The sequence below is a fragment of the Paracoccus sp. J55 genome, assembly GCF_000513975.1.
Classification (GTDB): Bacteria; Pseudomonadota; Alphaproteobacteria; order Rhodobacterales; family Rhodobacteraceae; genus Paracoccus.
The window spans coordinates 154,599-170,674 of sequence record NZ_AZVA01000004.1; the positions used below are offsets into that span (position 1 = coordinate 154,599).

The following is a 16,076-nucleotide window of genomic DNA, read 5'->3' on the forward strand; positions in this document are numbered from 1 at the left end:
TCCAAATACCCCGCGGGGGTCCGGGGGCGCGAAGCCCCCGGCCCGGCGGATCATCCGGCGGATCAGACGATCTCGACCGCGTATTTCTCGATCACGGTATTGGCCAGCAGGCCCTCGCACATGCGCGCCACCTCGGCCTTGGCCGCCTCGGCATCCGATGCCGCCAGGTCCAGCTCGATCACCTTGCCCTGGCGCACGCCCGAGACCCCGGCAAAGCCCAGCCCGCCAAGCGCGTGCCGGATCGCCTCGCCCTGGGGGTCCAGAACGCCATCCTTCAGCATGATGGTGACACGGGCTTTCATCTGCGGGCCTCTCAGTTGATCAGGGTGGGTTTGGTCAGCGAGGTGGTGTTGGCGGGCATCAGGCCCAGCCGGCGCGCCACCTCGGTATAGGCATCGGTCAGGCTGCCCAGGTCGCGGCGGAACACGTCCTTGTCCAGCTTCTGCCCGGTCTTGACGTCCCAGAGCCGGCAGCTGTCGGGGCTGATCTCGTCGGCGACCACCAGGCGCATGAAATCGCCGTCCCAGATGCGGCCGACCTCGATCTTGAAGTCGATCAGCTTGATGCCGACGCCGAAGAACACGCCCGACAGGAAGTCGTTCACCCGCAGCGCCAGGCTGACGATGTCGTCCAGGTCCTGCTGGCTGGCCCAGCCGAAGGCGATGATGTATTCCTCGGACACGAAGGGATCGCCCAGCTCGTCGTTCTTGAAGCTGTATTCGACGATGGGGCGGGGCAGCGGCGTGCCCTCCTCCATGCCCAGCCGCTTGGCGATGGAACCGGCGGCGAAGTTGCGCACGATCACTTCCAGCTGGATGATCTCGACCTGGCGCACCAGCTGCTCGCGCATGTTGATGCGGCGGATGAAGTGGTTCGGCACGCCGATATTGGTCAGCCCGGTCATGAAGAACTCGGAGAGCCGGTTGTTCAGCACGCCCTTGCCCTCGATGGTGGCCTTCTTCTGGGCGTTGAAGGCGGTGGCGTCATCCTTGAAATACTGGATGAGCGTGCCGGGCTCGGTGCCTTCGTAAAGGATCTTGGCCTTGCCTTCGTAGATTTTCTTGCGCCTTGGTGCCATGCTGCGCGTCTCCCGTCCGCAAGGTGACAATCTTTATGCGGCTATAGGCCAGAAACGGGGTCAGGGGCAATACGGGCTTGCGATGGGGCGCGCGCAGGGGCATATCCTGCGCAATATCCACGGGATAATCCCAAGCCGGAGGCCGCCATGACCACATTTGACGACCGCGAGCGCGCGCATGAGGCGAAATTCGCCCATGATGCGGAACTGAACTTCAAGGCCGAGGCGCGCCGCAATCGGCTGCTGGGCGAATGGGCCGCCGGCCTGCTGGGCAAGACGGGCGACGAGGCCCGCGCCTATGCGCTGACCGTGGTCACCTCGGATTTCACCGAGCCCGGCGACGAGGACGTGTTCCGCAAGCTGGCGGCCGACCTGGAAGGCAAGGCCGACGAGGAAGCCATCCGCGCCAAGATGGTCGAGCTGCGCGCCACCGCCCGCCAGCAGATCGTCGACGAGCTTTAAGCCCGGGACCGGCGCGCCGCCCCCGAGGGCGGCGCCCTTTCAGGCCGCGGCCGCCTCGACCCGGGGATAGAGCCGCCACATGGTCAGGCCGCGCAGCGCGTTGAGCGCCATCAGCGCCGCCCAGAGCCCGTGATTGCCGAAGGCCGGCGGCAGCAGCAGCACCAGAACGGCATAGATCCCGACCGAGACCAGCATGGCATTGCGCATCTCGCGCGTGCGGGTGGCGCCGATGAAGATGCCGTCCAGCATCCACGAGGCGATGCCGATCAGCGGCGCCGCGACCAGCCAGGGCAGGAAGCGCCGCGCCTCGGCCCGCACCTCGGCCGAGGTGGTCAGCAGGTCGATGATCGCCGGCCCGCCCAGCAGGAACGCGGCCGAAAGCAGCCCCGCCCCCGCCACGCCCCAGGCCGAGGCCAGCCGTGCCGCCCGGCGCAGGCGGTCGCGCCGCCGCGCCCCCACCGCCTGGCCGACCAGCGATTCGGCGGCAAAGGCGAAACCGTCCAGCCCGTAGGCGACGATCTCCAGGAATTGCAGCAGCACCTGGTTCGCGGCCAGGGTCACGTCGCCCTGCCCCGCGGCCAGGAACATGAAGGTGGTGAACGAGCCCTGCAGCAGGACCGAGCGGATCATGATGTCGCCATTGACCCGCGCCAGCTCCTCGATCCGGTTGCGGGCCAGCAGCCCGGCACGCTGCACGGCGGCGCGCAGGGCATGGCGGGCGAACCACAGCCCCAGCGCCAGCCCGGTCCATTCCGCGATCAGCGTCGCCACGGCGACGCCGGGCACCCCCCAGCCCAGCCCCAGCACGAACCACAGGTCCAGAAGGATGTTCAGCCCGTTCATCACCAGCTGCAGCACCAGCACCGCGCGGGTGCGCTCGATGGCGATCAGCCAGCCGGTCACGGCGTAAAGCGAGATGGCGGCGGGCGCCCCCCAGATGCGCAGCCCCAGATATTGCCGGGCCAGCGCCTCGACCTCGGCCGAGGCCGGGGCCAGCCGGAAGGCCCCCGCGAAAAGCAGCCCCTGCAGCAGGATGAAGACCAGCCCGGCCGCAAGCCCGATGGCCAGCGCCCGCAGCAGATGCGCACCGGCTTCGCCATCGTCCCCGGCGCCATGCGCCTGCGCCACCAGCCCCGAAGTGCCCATGCGCAGGAAGCCGAAGATCCAGTAGAGCGAGGCCAGGATCACCGCGCCAAGGCCGACCGCGCCGATGGGCGCCGCCTCGCCCAGCTGGCCGATGACGCCGGTATCCACCGCGCCCAGGATCGGGATCGTCGCGTTCGACAGCACCACCGGCAGGGCGATGGCCAGCACGCGGCGGTTCGAGATCTCGGCGGCCGCGCGCGCCCCGGGCTGGCCGGGCAGCGCCTCAACCATCCTGCGGCATCAGGAAATGGCCGGTCGCCTGCGCGAAAAGCTTCTGGCGCTGGTCCTGCCAGGCCTCGACATGCACGCTGGCATAGCGCCGGCCGGACCGCACCACCCGCGCCCGCGCATAGGCGTCGCGCGGCAGGCCGGACCGCAGATAGTCCACGGTGAAATCGATGGTCTTGGGCAGGCGCGGCAGGCTTTCGGGCACCGCGGCGTCGGGGGCGATGCGGCCCTGCTCCATGTCCTCCCAGATCGCGGTCCAGGTCAGCTCGACGATGGCGGTGACCTCCAGGAAGGCCGCGGTCACGCCGCCATGGATCGCGGGCAGCATCGGATTGCCGATCAGCTTCTGGTCGAAGGGCAGCACCGCGGTCAGCTCGTCGCCGCGCCGGTCGAAGGTGATGCCCAGCCAGCGGATATAGGGCACGCTGGTCACCAGCGCGTTCAGCGTGTTGTTGCGCCGCGTCTTGATGGCGTCGAGGGGTTCGTTGCGTCCGGCCATGTCAACGCTCGATGGTGAAGGCCCCGGTGGCCGAGGCCACGGGACGGGATTCGTCGTCATCCATCGCCCAGGCGCGCACGAAGGCGACCGAGCGGGTGATGTGATAGCAGCTCGCCTTGGCGCGGATGGTCTGGCCGGGCGTGGCGGCGCGCATGTAGTCGATGCGCAGGTCGATGGTCGCGGTCGAGCGCGCCCCGGTCGGATGCGCCATCACCGCCGCGCCGCTGCAGGTGTCCATCAACGCCGAGATCACCCCGCCATGGATCACCCCGTTGCGCGGATCGCCGACCAGGTCCTCGCGCCAGGGCAGCGAGATCTCGGCCCCCTCGCCCGTCAGCTGGTCGAGATGCATGCCAAGCGCCCGGGCATGTGGGATCACCTCGATGAACTGGCGGGCGATCCGCCGGCGCTGCTCCTGCTCGTCCTCGTCCGATGCTCTGCTCATGGCGCGGGCTCCCTCGTTGGCTTGCTGCGGGATGGTAGCAGCCCGCGGCACGCAGGCAAGCCGCCGATGGTTGAGTTTGGACCGGCGCCGGGTTAGGCTGCAGCGCGTCCGAGGATAGAGTTCATCCGATGTCCGATAACGAATACATTGGCTTCAAGGAAATGTGCGCACGTTTCGACGTGACGCCGCGGACCCTGCGCTATTACGAATATATCGAGCTGCTCAGCCCCCGCAAGGAAGGCCGCTCGCGCTTCTACGGCCCGCGCGAGATCGCCCGGATGAAGCTGATCCTGCGCGGCCGCCGCTTCGGCTTCTCGCTCGAGGACATCCGGCAATGGCTGCTGATCTATGGCGAGAAGGGCACGCGCGAACAATACCGGGTCTGGATCGAACTGGCCGACCGCCAGCTCCAGGTGCTGCGCCAGCAGCGCGACGAGCTCGAAGCCTCGATGTCCGAGCTGCTGACGCTGCGCAACGAAACGGTCTCGCTTCTCGACGGCATGGGACCCGGCGAAAACGCCGCGGCGGCGAAAGGCGACCGAGCCGCGGACTGACGCCACGTCGCCCCTTACGCGAACGTCAACCTGTCCTATATTCCCCGTCACGCGACGGTGTCGAACAGGAGGGATTGGCCATGAGCGACGCGTTGATGACCATTCGCCAGATGTGCGACGCCTTCGACGTCACGCCGCGCACGCTGCGCTTTTACGAGTCCCGCGAATTGCTGTTTCCGCAGCGGCGCGGCCAGCACCGGCTTTACGGCCGCTCGGACCGCGCCCGCCTGACGCTGATCCTGCGCGGCAAGCGCTTCGGCTTCTCGCTCGAACAGATCCGCCAGTTGCTGGAGCTTTACGATCCGGCCGAACGCAACATCACCCAGACCGAGGCCGTCCTGGCCACCGCCCGCGAGCGGCTTGCCGACATGGAGCGGCAGCATCTCGAACTGGGCGAGGCCATCGCCGAACTGCGCCAGCAGATTGCCGAGGGCGAGGTCTCGCTGCAGAAACTGAAATCCGATGCCTGACGGCATATCCCCTGGGAGGGACCGATGACCACCTACTCCGCCCCTGTCCGCGACATGCAGTTCGTGCTGCATGACGTGCTCGAGATCTCGAAGCAGGATCTTCCGGGCTATGGCGAGCTCGACCGCGACTTCACCCAGGCCGTGCTGGAGGCGGCCGGCAAGCTGGCCTCCGAGGTGCTGGCGCCGCTGAACGCCGTCGGCGACCGCGAGGGCTGCAGGCTGGAAAACGGGGTGGTGCACACGCCCAGGGGCTTTCTCGAAGCCTTCGGGCAGATGCGCGAGGGCGGCTGGACCGCGCTCGACTGCGACCCGGACTATGGCGGCCAGGGCATGCCCTATGTGATCGGCCTGGCCGCGGGCGAGATGTTCTCGGCCTCGAACATGGCCTTCACCATGTATCAGGGCCTGACCCATGGCGCCTATTCCGCCATCCACGCCCATGGCACGGACCAGCAGAAGGCCACCTACCTGCCCCGGATGGTCAGCTGCGAATGGACCGGCACCATGAACCTGACCGAACCCCATGCCGGCACCGACCTGGGCCTGCTGCGCACCAGGGCCGAGCCGCAGGAGGACGGCAGCTACCGGATCACCGGACAGAAGATCTTCATCTCGGCCGGCGACCACGACATGGCGCAGAACGTGATCCACCTGGTGCTGGCCAAGGCGCCGGGCGGCGGCGAGGGCACCAAGGGCATCTCGCTCTTCATCGTGCCGAAATTCCTGGTGAACGAGGACGGCTCCCTGGGCGAGCGCAACGCCGTCTCGGTCGGCAATCTCGAGGAAAAGATGGGCATTCACGGCAATGCCACCTGCGTGATGAACTATGACGGCGCGAAAGGCTGGCTGCTGGGAGAGCTGCACAAGGGCATGCGCGCCATGTTCACCATGATGAACGAAGCCCGGATCGGCGTCGGCCTGCAGGGCTATTCGGTGGCCGAGGCCGCCTATCAGAACGCCGCCGCCTATGCCCGCGACCGGCTGCAGGGCCGCGCCGTGACCGGGGACAAGAACCCCGCGGGACCGGCCGACCCGCTGATCGTGCATCCCGACATCCGCCGCAACCTGATGGACCAGAAAAGCTTCCTGGAAGGCGCGCGCGCGCTGGCCTTCTGGGGCGCGCATCTGATCGACCGCGCGGTGCTGGCCGAGGACAAGGAGGCGCACGACCTCGTCTCGCTGCTGACGCCGGTGATCAAGGGCTTCCTGACCGACAAGGGTTTCGAATCGGCGGTGCAGGCCCAGCAGGTCTTCGGCGGCCACGGCTATATCGAGGAACAGGGCATGTCGCAATTCGTCCGCGACGCGCGCATCGCCATGATCTACGAGGGCGCGAACGGCGTGCAGGCGCTGGACCTCGTGGGCCGCAAGCTGGCGGCCGAGGGCGGCAAGCCGATCATGGCCTTCTTCGAGCTGGTCAAGGCCGAGATCAAGGCGCATGAAGCCGACGAGACGCTGAAAGCGGGTTTCTGCGAACCGCTGAAGGCCGCCTCGAAGGACCTGCAGGCGGCAGCGATGTTCTTCATGGAGCAGGGCATGAAAAGCCCGAACGCGGCGCTGGCCGGTTCCTACGACTTCATGCATCTCTTCGGCCATGTGGCGCTGGGTCTGATGTGGACCCGCATGGCCGCCGCATCGCGCAAGGCGCTGAGCGAAGGCACGCAGGACGCCGCCTTCCACGAGACCAAGCTGGCGACGGGCCGCTATTACATGGCCCGGCAACTGTCGGCGACCGGGATGCATCTCGCCCGCATCCGTTCGGGGGCCGAGCCGGTGATGGCGCTGGATGCAACGCAGTTCTGAAATCAACGGCGGGAACGCCAGGAGGCAAGGCCGCATGGGTATTTGAAAAACAGAGAAAGCCGAAGGTGGGCTTCGAGGACCCGGCTCCGCCTGAGAGACAGGAGAGAAGCGGGGAACTCGAAGCGCCTTCTCTGTTTGCGGTCATCGGCTCCCCAGCCTGTACCGCGAGACCGATACTAGGACGGAAGCGTTAAGAAAGCCCTAAAGCCTTCTTTGTTTCACAAATACCCATTCCCAAGTGTTCAACAGCCCGTCCCGAGCAGAAAAGGAAGCCCAGATGACCGCCCAGCTTCATTGTTTCGGAGAATCCGGCCATTCCTACAAGGTGGCCCTGATGATGCAGCTGACGGGCTATCCCTGGCACCCGGTCTTCGTGGATTTCTTCGGCGGCGCCACCCGCGGCGCCGAATACCGGGCGCTCAACGAGATGGGCGAGGCGCCGGTCTTCGTCGAGGACGGCCGCAGACTGACCCAGTCGGGCGTCATCCTGCTGCATCTGGCCGAGAGGACCGGGCGCTTCCTGGATGGCGATCGCGACGAGATCCTGCGCTGGCTGTTCTGGGACAATCACAAGGGCTCGGCGCAATTCGGCGCGCTGCGCTTCCTGATGAACTTCCTGCCGCCCGAGAAGCGCCCGGCCGAGGTCATCGCCTGGCTGCAGGGGCGCTGCAGGGCGGCGCTGAAGACGCTGGACGGGCACCTGGCCGGCCGCGCCTGGCTGGCGGGCGAGGGACCGAGCATCGCCGACCTGTCCTGCTGCAGCTATCTCTATTACCCGGAGCCCTTCGGCTTCGACCGCGCCGAATGGCCCCATATCGACGCCTGGCTGGGCCGCATTCAGGCGCTGCCCGGCTGGAAACACCCCTATGACCTGATGCCCGGCAACCCCGCGGACCGGGCCGCGAAGGAGGACGCATGACCGAAGCCTATATCTATGACGCCGCCCGCACCCCGCGCGGCAAGGGCCGCCCCGACGGCAGCCTGCACGAAGTCACCTCTGTCGCGCTTTCCGCCCGGCTGCTGAACGCCGTCAAGGAACGCAACGGGCTGACCGGCCATGCGGTCGAGGACGTGATCTGGGGCAATGTCACTCAGGTCAAGGAACAGGGCGGCTGCCTCGCCCGCTCGGCGGTGCTGGAATCCGATCTGGACGAGTCGATCCCCGGCCTCGCCATCAACCGCTTCTGCGCCTCGGGCATGGAGGCGGTGAACCTGGCCGCGAACCAGGTCCGGGGCGGCGCCGGCCAGGCCTATATCGCCGGGGGCGTCGAGATGATGGGCCGCGTCGCCATGGGCAGCGACGGCGCCGCCATCGCGGTCGATCCCAGCCTGACCTTCAAGACCTATTTCGTGCCGCAGGGCATCAGCGCCGACATCATCGCCACCGAATACGGCTTTTCGCGCGAAGAGGCCGATGCCCTGGCCGTCGAGAGCCAGCGCCGCGCCGCCATCGCCTGGGAGGAAGGTCGCTTCGCCAGGTCCATCGTGCCGGTCAGGGACCAGAACGGCCTGACCATCCTCGACCGCGACGAATACATGCGGCCCGGCACCACGCTGGAGGATCTGGCCAAGCTGAAGGCCAGCTTCAAGGAGATGGGCGAGACCATGCCCGGCTTCGACAAGGTGGCGATGCTGAAATACCCGCATCTGGACCGCATCGAGCATATCCACCATGCCGGCAACAGCTCGGGCATCGTGGACGGCGCCGCCGCCGTGCTGATCGGCAATGCGGAATTCGGCAAGGCCCACGGGCTGAAACCCCGCGCCCGCATCCGCGCCACCGCCAAGATCGGCACCGATCCGACGATCATGCTGACCGGCCCGGTGCCGGTGACGGAAAAGATCCTGCGCGATTCGGGAATGGCGATTTCCGACATCGACCTCTTCGAGGTGAACGAGGCCTTCGCCTCGGTCGTGCTGCGCTTCATGCAGGCCTTCCAGGTCGATCCCGGCGTGGTCAACGTCAACGGCGGCGCCATCGCGCTGGGTCACCCGCTGGGCGCAACCGGCGCCATCATCATCGGCACGCTGCTCGACGAGCTGGAGCGGCAGGACAAGACCGTGGGCCTTGCCACGCTCTGCATCGCGTCCGGCATGGGCGCGGCCACCATCATCGAGCGCGTCTGAGGGAGGGGAAGATGACCGATTTCACCATGGATAAGGGCGCCGACGGCGTCGCCATCATCACCTGGGACGTGCCGGGCAAGTCGATGAACGTGCTGTCGCTGGACGGCGCCGCCGAGCTGAACGGGTTGATCGACGACGCCCTGGCCGACGCGGCCGTGAAGGGCATCATCATCACCAGCGGCAAGAAGGATTTCGCCGCCGGCATGGACCTGAACGTCATCGCCGGCATGAAGCAGGGCGGCGCGCAGGCGGTCTTCGACGGCGTGATGACGCTGCATCATCTGCTGCGCAAGATCGAACTGGCCGGGATGGACCCCAAGACGAAAAAGGGCGGCAAGCCCATCGCGGCCGCCCTGCCCGGCACCGCGCTGGGGATCGGGCTGGAACTGCCGCTGGCCACGCATCGCATCTTTGCCGCCGAGAACCCGAAGGCCAAGATCGGCCTGCCCGAGATCATGGTCGGCATCTTTCCCGGCGCCGGCGGCACCACCCGTCTGGTGCGCAAGCTGGGCGCGATGGGCGCGGCGCCCTTCCTCCTGGAAGGCAAGCTCAGCGACCCGGCCAGGGCCAAGAGCGCCGGGCTGATCGACGAGGTGGTGGCCGATCCGCTCGCCGCGGCCCGCGACTGGGTGCTGAAGGCCAGCGACGCCGACCTGGTCAAGCCCTGGGACGCCAAGGGCTACAAGATGCCGGGCGGCGAGCCCTATCACCCGGCCGGCTTCATGACCTTCGTCGGCGCCAGCGCCATGGTGCACGGCAAGACGCTGGGCGTCTATCCGGCGGCGAAGGCCCTGCTGAGCGCCGTCTACGAGGGCGCCATGGTGCCTTTCGACACGGCACTGAAGATCGAGGCGCGCTGGTTCACCAAGGTGCTGATGAACCCCAGCTCGACCGCGATGATCCGCAGCCTCTTCATCAACAAGGAGGCGCTGGAAAAGGGCGCGAACCGCCCCGAAGCCCCCGATCAAAGCGTGAGGAAGATCGGCATCCTCGGCGCCGGCATGATGGGCGCCGGCATCGCCTATGTCTCGGCCATGGCCGGGATCGAGGTGGTGCTGATCGATTCGACGCCAGAGGCGGCCGAGCGCGGCAAGTCCTATTCCACCGGCCTGCTGGACAAGGCGATCAGCCGCAGGAAATCCACCGAGGAGAAGAAGGCCGAGGTGCTTTCCCGCATCACGCCCACCACCGATTACGCCGCCTTGCAAGGCTGCGACCTGGTGGTCGAGGCGGTGTTCGAGGATCCCGCCGTCAAGGCCGAGGTGACCAAGAAGGCCGAGGCGGTGCTTCCGCCGGAGGCGATCTTCGCCACCAACACCTCGACCCTGCCGATCAGCGAGTTGGCCCGCGCCAGCGCCCGCCCCGACCAGTTCATCGGCATCCACTTCTTCAGCCCCGTGGACAAGATGCTGCTGGTCGAGATCATCAAGGGCAAACAGACCGGCCCGCGCGCCGTGGCCAAGGCGCTGGATTTCGTGCGCCAGATCCGCAAGACCCCCATCGTGGTCAACGACGCGCGCTTCTTCTACGCCAACCGCTGCATCATCCCCTATATCAACGAGGGCATCCGCATGGTGGCCGAAGGGGTCAGCCCGGTGCTGATCGAGAACGCCGCCAAGATGATGGGCATGCCGCTGGGTCCGCTGCAGCTGGTGGACGAGACCTCGATCGACCTCGGCGTCAAGATCGCCAAGGCGACGAAGGCCGCCATGGGCGACGCCTATCCGGACGAAGCGGTGGATGCGGTGATCTTCAAGCTCGCCGACCAGGGCCGGCTGGGCCGCAAGACCAGGGCCGGCTTCTACGACTATGACGAGGGGACCAAGCGCCAGGGCTTCTGGTCCGGCCTCGCGACCGAATGGCCGGAAGCGGACAGCCAGCCGGAACTGACCGAGATCCAGCACCGGCTGATGTTCGCGCAATCTCTGGAAGCGGTCCGGGCGCTCGAGGAAGGCGTGCTCGAGGACATCCGCGAAGGCGATGTCGGCGCCATCCTCGGCTGGGGCTTCGCGCCCTGGTCGGGCGGCCCCTTCGGCTGGCTCGACATGCTGGGCGCCCCGCGCGCGGTCGAGATCGCCGAAGATCTCACCCAGAAATTCGGCCCGCGCTTCGCCCCGCCGCAGCTTCTGGCGGATATGGCGGCAAAAGGCGAAAGCTTCTACGGCAAGACCGCCCGCAAGGCGGCCTAGCCCGGAACCACCGGACAAGGCCGCCACCCCCGGCCTTGTCCGAAACGTCGCATGGGTATTTGGAAAACAGAGAAGGCGCATGCCGAGAGACGCCGATCACCTCGACCGCTCGGGCTTTCTCTGTTTCCCAAATACCCATGCTGCCCGCACCACTGGCGGCTAGATCAGCCCTTCGTTCCGAAAGGCCGCCAACAGATCGCTTTCCGGCCGGGCGCCGACATGGCTGATCACCTCGGCTGCCGCGATGCAGCCCATGCGCCCCGCCGCCGCCAGATCGGCGCCCACGGCCAGCCCGTAGATCAGCCCGGCGGCGAACTGGTCGCCCGCCCCGGTCGCATCCACCGGCACCACGCGATGCACCGGCGCCGTCACCCGCTCGCCCCCGCGGATCAGGATCGCATCCTCGCCCGAGCGGGTGCAGATCACCGTGCCGCAATCCGCCGCGGCCAGCCGCAGCGCCTCCTCCAGATCCTCGACCTGATAGAGCGATTGCCATTCGTGGACATTGCCGATGACGTAATCCATCGGCCCGGCCACCAGCCGGCGGAAATCGGCGCGGTGGCGGTCGACGCAGAACGGGTCGGACAGCGCGATCCCCGCCTGTCCGCCCGCCTTGTGGCAAGCCTCGGCCGCCTTGAGGAAGGCCGCCTTGCCGGCATCCTTGTCGAACAGATAGCCTTCCAGGAACAGCCAGCCGGCGCCGCTGAAGGTCGCGGGGTTCACGTCATCGGCCCCCAGCTCGGCCGAGATGCCCAGATAGGTGTTCATCGACCGCTCGCCGTCCGGCGTCACGAAGATGATCGAGCGCGAGGTCGGCGCCACCTCCCCCGCCACCGGCGGATTGACGAAGACCGTGCCCTGCGCCTCGGTCTGCTCGGCATAGCTCAGCCCCAGGGGATCGCCGGCCACCTTGCCGATGAAGGCGGTGCGCAGCCCCAGCATCCCCAGCCCCGCCAGCGTATTGGCGACCGAGCCGCCGGGCACCAGCCGCGCCTTGCCCGCCTGCGGATCGGCCGATTGCGCCGCCATCAGGAATTCGGACCGCTCGCGGTCGATCAGCTGCATGATGCCCTTTTCCACCTCCAGCCGCGCCAGCGTCGCATCCGAGGTCGGGGCGATCACGTCCATGACGGCATTGCCGATGCCGATCACATAGGGGGTGGTCATTCGGTCTTCTCCTCATAGGGGCACAGGTCTTCGATGGGGCAGATCCGGCAGCGCGGGCGCCGCGCCTGGCAGATATAGCGGCCGTGCAGGATCAGCCAGTGATGCGCGTTCTGCTGGAAAGGGACGGGGACGTTGTCCTCGATGGCGCGCTCGACCTCGGCGACGTCGCGGCCCGGCGCGATGCGGGTGCGGTTGCCGACCCGGAAGATATGCGTGTCGACCGCCTGCGCCGGGAAATGGAACACGCTGTTCAGCACCACATTCGCGGTCTTGCGCCCGACGCCGGGCAGGGTCATCAGCGCGGCGCGCGACTGCGGCACCTCGCCGCCATATTCCTCGACCAGCCGGCGCGACAGCGCGATGACATTCTTCGCCTTCTGCCGGTAAAGCCCGATGGTCCGGATCTCCTCGGTCAGCGCCTCAAGGCCCAGATCCAGCATCTGCTGCGGGGTGCCGACGCGCCGGAACAGCGATTTCGTCGCCTTGTTCACCCCGACATCGGTCGCCTGCGCCGACAGCGCCACCGCCACCAGCAGGGTGAAGGCGTTGGTGTATTCCAGCTCGGTCACCGGCTGCGGATTCACCTCGCGGAACCGGGAAAAGATCTCGACCTGCGCCGCATAGGGCAAGGCCGGCGGAAGACGAAGGGAGATGCTGCGTGCCATGGCGCCCAGATGCCCTGCCCGGCGGTCCTGCGCAAGCATTCCCGCGTGGATTTGCCGCGAGACCGCGCTACTCTGCCACGGAAAGCAGTTGCGAGGCAAAGATGACACGGACGCTCTTCTCCTTCGCCCCGGCCGAGCACGGGCTGCGGGTCGCGATCAGCAGCCAGCCGGCCGACGATCTTGGCACGGTGCTGTGCCGCGGTCGCTTCCCGACGCCGCTCGGCACGGTCGTCGCCTATGGCGCGGGCGGCGCGCTCTGGGCCCTGGGCTTCGCCGGACCGATGACCGAGGATCAGGTCGAGGCCGACCTGACCGCCCGCTTTCCCCGCGCCCGGACGGTCGAGGCGCCCGAGGCGCTGGCCCCGGCCATCCAGGCGCTGCTGAGCGGGCGGAGCGAGATCGCGGTGCGGCTGACCGGCACCGCGTTCCAGCTGCAGGTCTGGCGGGCGCTGGCCCAGGTGCCGGCCGGGCAGGTGATCAGCTATGCCATGCTGGCCGAGCGCATCGGCCGGCCGAGGGCCCTGCGCGCCGTCGGCACGGCGGTCGGGCAGAACCCGGTCTCCTGGGCGATCCCCTGCCACCGCGTCACCCGCACCGGCGGCGCCATCGGCGGCTATCACTGGGGCGAGGCGGTCAAGCGCGCGCTGCTGGCGCGCGAAGGCGCGAGCATCGCGCCGCTCGCCATCGCCGCTTTGTGAGCCGAGGCGGGGAATTTTCCGTCTATTCCGGTGGAGTTGGCCCGGAACCCATGCCAATGTGGCCGCGTTTGGGCATCAGTCGCCGGCCTTCCGGAAACGGCAGGGCCGGCCGCGTCGCAAGGACAGGCGGCGGTGGATCGCCCTCAAAAGAAAGGTGAAAGAATGAAGACCCGTATTTCGCTGCTTCTCGCCTCTGCCGGCGTGATTGCCATCAGCGCCTGCGCGCCGACCGATCCTTCCGGCCAGCCCCAGCAGATGAGCCGCACCCAGCAGGGCGCCGTCGCGGGCGCGGTGGTGGGCGGCCTGATCGGCGCGGGCGAAAGCCGCTCGAACGCCGTCAAGGGCGCGATCATCGGCGCCACGGCGGGGGCCGTCGGCGGCTCGATCCTCGACCAGCAGCAGCGCGCGCTGCAGCAGTCGCTGAACAATCCCAACATCCGGGTGGTGAACCACGGCACGCACCTGTCGGTCATCATGCCCGAGACGACGCTTTTCGCCACCGATTCGGCGGCCGTGGGCGCGCAGGGGCAGAACGACCTCTACACCATCGCCCGCAACCTGAACCAATATCCGAACAGCCGCATCCAGGTGATCGGCCATACCGACAGCACCGGCTCGGCCGCCTATAACCAGGACCTGTCCGAACGCCGTGCGCGTTCGGTCGCCGGCATCCTGACCGCTGGCGGCGTCTCGCAGAACCGCGTGACCACCGCCGGGCGCGGCGCCACCCAGCCGGTGGCCTCGAACGACACCGCGGCCGGGCGGGCGCAGAACCGCCGCGTGGAAATCCTGATCGTCCCGACCAACTGATCGCGGCCGGGAAGACGAGGCGCGGGCCGGCAGCCGCAAGGCTGTCGGCCTTTTGCTTTGCGCCCGCGACGGACGGAAAAGGCGGCGAACGGAAAAAGCTTCGGGTGAAAAAGCAAGGACCCCCGAAGCGTCTCCGCCCCGGGGGTCCGATCACTGTCCCGTGAGGATGCTCGACCGCACCCTTCTTCGTTCAAGCCTCGCGGCCTCAGTTCAGCCGGCGGGCCACTTCGTCGATGGCCTTGTCGATGCCTGCGGCACGCTGCTCGGCGGTCGCCTGCTTGCCCAGGATCTCGGCCGCGGCGGTGACCGCGGTCTGGATGGCCCGGTCGCGCACGGCGCGCACCGCCTCGGCCTCGGCGCTGGCGATCTGTTCCTCGGCCGCCTTCAGGCGCCGCTCGATCGAAAGCTGCAGCGCCTTCTTGGCCTTCTCGGCTTCCGAAACCGCCTCGCGCCGGGCATTGGCGACGATGTCGTCGGCCTGCGACTTCACCTCGCGCTGGCGGCGCTCGTAGCTCGCATAGATCTCCTGCGCTTCCTCGCGCAGGCGGCGGGCTTCGGCCAGATCGTTGCGGATGCCTTCGGCGCGCTTGTCCAGAAGGCCGCCGACGATCTGCGGCACGCGGAAATAGACCAGAATGCCGACGAACAGCAGGAAGGCCAGCGTGACGATGAAGTCGGTATTGCGCAGCGAGAAGAACGGACCCGAGGCCGCCAGGGCCGGGCTCGCCATCAGGGCGAAGAGAACGCTCAGACGTTTCATTGCAGCGCCCCCTTCAGCCGCTGATCGACCGCCGTATCGACCAGACCCTGATCGACCTTGCCGCCGAAATTCTCCACCAGCGCCGCGGTCACCTCGCGGGCGACCATGCGCGCATCCTCGACGGCCGAGGCGCGGATCTCGCCGATGCGCTTTTCGGATTCCGCCGCGCGGGCGGCGATCTCCGCATCGGCATGGGCGATTGCGGCGTCGAGCTCCTTCTGGATCTCGGCCTTGTTGGCGGCGATGATCTTCTGGGCCTCGCCCCGGGCATCGGCCAGCGCCTTGTCATAGGCGGCCTCGGCCTCTTTGGCCTTCTGCTTGAACTCCTCGGCGGCCATCAGGTCGCCGGTGATGGCGCCCTGGCGGTCCGAGATGACGCCGCCGATGCGCGGCAGCGCGATCCGCGACAGCACCCAGTAGATCACGGCCAGGATGACCAGCAGCCAGAAGATCTGGTTGCCGAAGGTCGTGAAATCCAGTTGCGGCATGCCGGGGGCGCTGGCGGCATGGCCAGCCGCGCCATGGGCTGCATCCGCTGCACCGGCCGCGGCATGGGCCGCATCGGCGCCATGGCCCGCCGCTTCGGCGGATTCGGTGATGACCACCGTTTCAGATTCTTCGACCACGACGGGCGCGGTCTGTTGCAACAGGCTGAACATATCCTACCCCATGCCGGTCGTTTCACAATCGGGTGGGCGCGTGACGCCCCCACCCAACCGCAAGGATGGCAAAAGGATCAGACTGCGAACAGCAGCAGCAGCGCGACCAGGAACGAGAAGATGCCCAGGGCTTCCGCGAAGGCCATGCCGATGAACAGCGTGGCGGTCTGCGAAGCGGCAGCCGACGGGTTGCGCAGGGCGCCCGCCAGGTAGTTGCCGGCAACATTGCCCACCCCCATGGCCGCACCGGCCATGCCGACGCAAGCCAGACCGGCGCCGAGATACTGTCCCAGTTGACCCAGATTTTCCATGTTCA

General features: G+C 67.7%; 19 protein-coding genes. 9 read left to right on the forward strand and 10 right to left on the reverse strand.

The genetic code is table 11. The features are described 5' to 3' along the window. Positions 1 to 62 precede the first annotated feature (62 nt). Together purS and purC are read right to left on the reverse strand one after the other, a co-directional pair. Positions 63 to 302, reverse strand: a complete 240-nt coding sequence (gene purS / locus PARJ55_RS0106005) for a phosphoribosylformylglycinamidine synthase subunit PurS (protein ID WP_024843653.1) — start codon at positions 300 to 302, stop codon at positions 63 to 65. Positions 303 to 313: 11 nt separating this feature from the next. Continuing rightward, a complete protein-coding gene (gene purC / locus PARJ55_RS0106010) occupies positions 314 to 1,078 on the reverse strand; it encodes a phosphoribosylaminoimidazolesuccinocarboxamide synthase (protein ID WP_028712202.1) in 765 nt (254 codons plus the stop codon). Between the two features lie 147 nt (positions 1,079 to 1,225). On the opposite strand from purC, the gene PARJ55_RS0106015 reads away from it, so the two are divergent. Further along, positions 1,226 to 1,540 (forward strand): DUF1476 domain-containing protein, encoded by a 315-nt coding sequence (locus tag PARJ55_RS0106015; protein ID WP_028712203.1) that lies wholly within the window; start codon positions 1,226 to 1,228, stop codon positions 1,538 to 1,540. Between the two features lie 39 nt (positions 1,541 to 1,579). Here the strand turns inward: PARJ55_RS0106015 and PARJ55_RS0106020 are convergent, their stop codons facing one another. The 3 genes from PARJ55_RS0106020 to PARJ55_RS0106030 are packed head-to-tail and all read right to left on the reverse strand — an operon-like array spanning position 1,580 to position 3,858. Continuing rightward, a complete protein-coding gene (locus tag PARJ55_RS0106020; protein ID WP_036697704.1) occupies positions 1,580 to 2,917 on the reverse strand; it encodes an MATE family efflux transporter in 1,338 nt (445 codons plus the stop codon). After that, entirely contained in the window at positions 2,910 to 3,413 is a 504-nt protein-coding gene (locus PARJ55_RS0106025) for a PaaI family thioesterase (RefSeq protein WP_028712205.1), read from the reverse strand. The genes PARJ55_RS0106020 and PARJ55_RS0106025 overlap by 8 nt, the downstream gene beginning before the upstream one ends. Before the next feature lies 1 nt (position 3,414). Further along, positions 3,415 to 3,858: a PaaI family thioesterase gene (locus tag PARJ55_RS0106030; protein ID WP_028712206.1), complete on the reverse strand. Its 444-nt coding sequence runs from the start codon at positions 3,856 to 3,858 to the stop codon at positions 3,415 to 3,417. A 128-nt stretch (positions 3,859 to 3,986) separates the two neighbouring features. Here PARJ55_RS0106030 and PARJ55_RS21540 point away from each other — a divergent pair, with 128 nt between their 5' ends. The 6 genes from PARJ55_RS21540 (at position 3,987) to PARJ55_RS0106060 (ending at position 11,001) form a co-directional block, all read left to right on the forward strand. Next, a complete protein-coding gene (locus PARJ55_RS21540) occupies positions 3,987 to 4,412 on the forward strand; it encodes a MerR family DNA-binding transcriptional regulator (protein WP_036697707.1) in 426 nt (141 codons plus the stop codon). Positions 4,413 to 4,492: 80 nt separating this feature from the next. Then, positions 4,493 to 4,882 carry a MerR family DNA-binding transcriptional regulator gene (locus tag PARJ55_RS0106040; protein ID WP_028712207.1) on the forward strand — a complete coding sequence of 130 codons (390 nt, stop codon included), beginning with the start codon at positions 4,493 to 4,495 and terminating at the stop codon, positions 4,880 to 4,882. Positions 4,883 to 4,906: 24 nt separating this feature from the next. Further along, on the forward strand, positions 4,907 to 6,685 hold the full coding sequence (locus PARJ55_RS0106045) for an acyl-CoA dehydrogenase C-terminal domain-containing protein (RefSeq protein WP_028712208.1): 1,779 nt from the start codon (positions 4,907 to 4,909) through the stop codon (positions 6,683 to 6,685). A gap of 277 nt (positions 6,686 to 6,962) precedes the next feature. Then, a complete protein-coding gene (locus PARJ55_RS0106050) occupies positions 6,963 to 7,604 on the forward strand; it encodes a glutathione S-transferase family protein (protein WP_028712209.1) in 642 nt (213 codons plus the stop codon). Continuing rightward, positions 7,601 to 8,812 carry an acetyl-CoA C-acetyltransferase gene (locus tag PARJ55_RS0106055; protein ID WP_028712210.1) on the forward strand — a complete coding sequence of 404 codons (1,212 nt, stop codon included), beginning with the start codon at positions 7,601 to 7,603 and terminating at the stop codon, positions 8,810 to 8,812. Before PARJ55_RS0106050 ends, PARJ55_RS0106055 begins: the two co-directional genes overlap by 4 nt. A gap of 11 nt (positions 8,813 to 8,823) precedes the next feature. Next, entirely contained in the window at positions 8,824 to 11,001 is a 2,178-nt protein-coding gene (locus PARJ55_RS0106060) for a 3-hydroxyacyl-CoA dehydrogenase NAD-binding domain-containing protein (protein ID WP_028712211.1), read from the forward strand. 159 nt (positions 11,002 to 11,160) lie between these two features. Here the strand turns inward: PARJ55_RS0106060 and PARJ55_RS0106065 are convergent, their stop codons facing one another. Beyond that, positions 11,161 to 12,168, reverse strand: coding sequence for an adenosine kinase (locus PARJ55_RS0106065; RefSeq protein ID WP_028712212.1), 1,008 nt, complete (start codon positions 12,166 to 12,168; stop codon positions 11,161 to 11,163). Next, complete coding sequence (gene nth, locus PARJ55_RS0106070) at positions 12,165 to 12,833, reverse strand: endonuclease III (RefSeq protein WP_051416171.1); 669 nt, start codon at positions 12,831 to 12,833, stop codon at positions 12,165 to 12,167. Before nth ends, PARJ55_RS0106065 begins: the two co-directional genes overlap by 4 nt. A gap of 101 nt (positions 12,834 to 12,934) precedes the next feature. On the opposite strand from nth, the gene PARJ55_RS0106075 reads away from it, so the two are divergent. Continuing rightward, the gene (locus PARJ55_RS0106075; RefSeq protein WP_028712214.1) at positions 12,935 to 13,531 is read left to right on the forward strand and encodes a methylated-DNA--[protein]-cysteine S-methyltransferase; all 597 of its coding nucleotides are present in this window, start codon (positions 12,935 to 12,937) and stop codon (positions 13,529 to 13,531) included. 162 nt (positions 13,532 to 13,693) lie between these two features. Further along, the gene (locus PARJ55_RS0106080; RefSeq protein WP_028712215.1) at positions 13,694 to 14,341 is read left to right on the forward strand and encodes an OmpA family protein; all 648 of its coding nucleotides are present in this window, start codon (positions 13,694 to 13,696) and stop codon (positions 14,339 to 14,341) included. 205 nt (positions 14,342 to 14,546) lie between these two features. Here the strand turns inward: PARJ55_RS0106080 and PARJ55_RS0106085 are convergent, their stop codons facing one another. From PARJ55_RS0106085 to PARJ55_RS0106095, 3 genes are all read right to left on the reverse strand, one after another. Continuing rightward, positions 14,547 to 15,101 carry a F0F1 ATP synthase subunit B gene (locus PARJ55_RS0106085; RefSeq protein ID WP_028712216.1) on the reverse strand — a complete coding sequence of 185 codons (555 nt, stop codon included), beginning with the start codon at positions 15,099 to 15,101 and terminating at the stop codon, positions 14,547 to 14,549. Continuing rightward, positions 15,098 to 15,760 (reverse strand): F0F1 ATP synthase subunit B', encoded by a 663-nt coding sequence (locus PARJ55_RS0106090; protein ID WP_028712217.1) that lies wholly within the window; start codon positions 15,758 to 15,760, stop codon positions 15,098 to 15,100. The genes PARJ55_RS0106085 and PARJ55_RS0106090 overlap by 4 nt, the downstream gene beginning before the upstream one ends. Positions 15,761 to 15,837: 77 nt before the next feature. Further along, positions 15,838 to 16,071, reverse strand: a complete 234-nt coding sequence (locus PARJ55_RS0106095; protein WP_010394077.1) for a F0F1 ATP synthase subunit C — start codon at positions 16,069 to 16,071, stop codon at positions 15,838 to 15,840. Positions 16,072 to 16,076: the final 5 nt, after the last annotated feature.

Coding starts and splice junctions, on each gene's coding strand:
- purS (WP_024843653.1), bottom strand. CDS start 302: ATGAAAGCCCGTGTCACCATCATGCTGAAGGATGGCGTTCTGGACCCC.
- purC (WP_028712202.1), bottom strand. CDS start 1,078: ATGGCACCAAGGCGCAAGAAAATCTACGAAGGCAAGGCCAAGATCCTT.
- PARJ55_RS0106015 (WP_028712203.1), top strand. CDS start 1,226: ATGACCACATTTGACGACCGCGAGCGCGCGCATGAGGCGAAATTCGCC.
- PARJ55_RS0106020 (WP_036697704.1), bottom strand. CDS start 2,917: ATGGTTGAGGCGCTGCCCGGCCAGCCCGGGGCGCGCGCGGCCGCCGAG.
- PARJ55_RS0106025 (WP_028712205.1), bottom strand. CDS start 3,413: ATGGCCGGACGCAACGAACCCCTCGACGCCATCAAGACGCGGCGCAAC.
- PARJ55_RS0106030 (WP_028712206.1), bottom strand. CDS start 3,858: ATGAGCAGAGCATCGGACGAGGACGAGCAGGAGCAGCGCCGGCGGATC.
- PARJ55_RS21540 (WP_036697707.1), top strand. CDS start 3,987: ATGTCCGATAACGAATACATTGGCTTCAAGGAAATGTGCGCACGTTTC.
- PARJ55_RS0106040 (WP_028712207.1), top strand. CDS start 4,493: ATGAGCGACGCGTTGATGACCATTCGCCAGATGTGCGACGCCTTCGAC.
- PARJ55_RS0106045 (WP_028712208.1), top strand. CDS start 4,907: ATGACCACCTACTCCGCCCCTGTCCGCGACATGCAGTTCGTGCTGCAT.
- PARJ55_RS0106050 (WP_028712209.1), top strand. CDS start 6,963: ATGACCGCCCAGCTTCATTGTTTCGGAGAATCCGGCCATTCCTACAAG.
- PARJ55_RS0106055 (WP_028712210.1), top strand. CDS start 7,601: ATGACCGAAGCCTATATCTATGACGCCGCCCGCACCCCGCGCGGCAAG.
- PARJ55_RS0106060 (WP_028712211.1), top strand. CDS start 8,824: ATGACCGATTTCACCATGGATAAGGGCGCCGACGGCGTCGCCATCATC.
- PARJ55_RS0106065 (WP_028712212.1), bottom strand. CDS start 12,168: ATGACCACCCCCTATGTGATCGGCATCGGCAATGCCGTCATGGACGTG.
- nth (WP_051416171.1), bottom strand. CDS start 12,833: ATGGCACGCAGCATCTCCCTTCGTCTTCCGCCGGCCTTGCCCTATGCG.
- PARJ55_RS0106075 (WP_028712214.1), top strand. CDS start 12,935: ATGACACGGACGCTCTTCTCCTTCGCCCCGGCCGAGCACGGGCTGCGG.
- PARJ55_RS0106080 (WP_028712215.1), top strand. CDS start 13,694: ATGAAGACCCGTATTTCGCTGCTTCTCGCCTCTGCCGGCGTGATTGCC.
- PARJ55_RS0106085 (WP_028712216.1), bottom strand. CDS start 15,101: ATGAAACGTCTGAGCGTTCTCTTCGCCCTGATGGCGAGCCCGGCCCTG.
- PARJ55_RS0106090 (WP_028712217.1), bottom strand. CDS start 15,760: ATGTTCAGCCTGTTGCAACAGACCGCGCCCGTCGTGGTCGAAGAATCT.
- PARJ55_RS0106095 (WP_010394077.1), bottom strand. CDS start 16,071: ATGGAAAATCTGGGTCAACTGGGACAGTATCTCGGCGCCGGTCTGGCT.